The following is a 1,337-nucleotide window of genomic DNA, read 5'->3' as shown; positions in this document are numbered from 1 at the left end:
CAGGGTGCCGTCAAAGTCGTCTAGATAGCGTGTGAGCTGGCGGTTTGGGGAGAGACACGCCAATAGTCGTAGATGTGAGAGCGGGCATGGCGCTCGCCGGAAGATGGAAGTTCTTGAGGCCACACAACTTCCAGGAGCACCATGCCCACATCGATATCTTGCCCCACCGGCTCTGCGCTCGTCGAGCCGGACGATCCCATCTTGGGTGAGCTCGTCGACATCCCGGCAGCGCCCCAAGAACTCTTGGACGTCATCGCGCGGATCCCCGACACACGGAAGGCCCGCGGCATCCGCTACCCGCTCCCCGCGGTCGTGCTTCTGGCCGCGACCGCCGTGGTCACCGGCGCCACCTCATTCGCGGCGATCGCCCAATGGGCGCACGACTGCGGGCGGCCGCTCCTCGACGCCGCCGACATGGCAGATTCGGGGATTCCGAGTGAGCCGACCATCCGCCGCATCCTGGAGATGATCGACGCTCACTCCTTTGACCTGCTGGTCTACGCCTGGATGCGATTGTCGTTCACCACCATCGACGGCCGGAGGGTGATCGCCTGCGACGGGAAAACGGTGCGCGGAGCCAAGGACGCGGAGGGAAATCAGCCGCACCTGCTGGCGGCGATGGACCACCGTACCGGCACCGTGATCGGCCAAGAGGACGTCGCGGCGAAAACCAACGAGATCCCCATGCTGCGTGAGCTCCTCGACCAATTTGACCTCACCGACGTCGTGGTCACCGCGGACGCTCTCCACACACAGCGGGCCACCATCGAGCACATCGTCGGCCGCGGCGGACATGTGGTGATGACAGTCAAGAAAAACCAGCCGACCCTGCACAAGGAGTTGGAAGCGTTGCCGTGGAAGGACATTGAGAGCGAGTCCGTCGTCGACCGCAGCCACGGGCGCAGGGTGCGGCGCACGATCAAAGCCGCGCAGGTGTCTGACGGGGTGGCCGGATTCCCTCATATCGGGCAGGTGGTGCAGATTCGTCGCACCCGCACGATCAAGGGCAAAAAGAGCGTTGAGCTGGTGTATCTGATCTCGGATCTGGACATGGCGCATGCGCAGCCGGTGGAGATCGCGGCGTGGGTGCGGGGTCATTGGGGCATCGAGAACAGGCTCCACTACGTGCGCGATGTGACGTATCGAGAGGACGCTTCACGGATCCGCACCGGCAGCGGGCCTCGGGTGATGGCCACGCTGAGAAACTTGGCGCTCGGCATGCTGAGGGCCGCCGGGCACACCAACATCGCCGCGGCCTGCCGGCACTATCAGCACTGCCTTCAAGACGCGATAAAACTAGTTCTCTCCAGCGGAAACGCGACTTTGACGTGACCCTG

General features: G+C 64.0%; 1 protein-coding gene. It reads left to right on the top strand.

Annotated features, from left to right (window positions below):
* Nucleotides 1–141: 141 nt before the first annotated feature.
* Nucleotides 142–1,332 carry an ISAs1 family transposase gene (locus TBIF_RS15290; protein ID WP_024795647.1) on the top strand — a complete coding sequence of 397 codons (1,191 nt, stop codon included), beginning with the start codon at nucleotides 142–144 and terminating at the stop codon, nucleotides 1,330–1,332.
* The last annotated feature ends 5 nt before the right edge of the window (nucleotides 1,333–1,337 follow it).

Origin of the sequence: Tomitella biformata AHU 1821, from assembly GCF_000524475.1 — a bacterium.
Classification (GTDB): Bacteria; Actinomycetota; Actinomycetes; order Mycobacteriales; family Mycobacteriaceae; genus Tomitella; species Tomitella biformata.
This window is presented reverse-complemented; position numbering and strand designations above follow the sequence as displayed.

Coding starts and splice junctions, on each gene's coding strand:
- TBIF_RS15290 (WP_024795647.1), top strand. CDS start 142: ATGCCCACATCGATATCTTGCCCCACCGGCTCTGCGCTCGTCGAGCCG.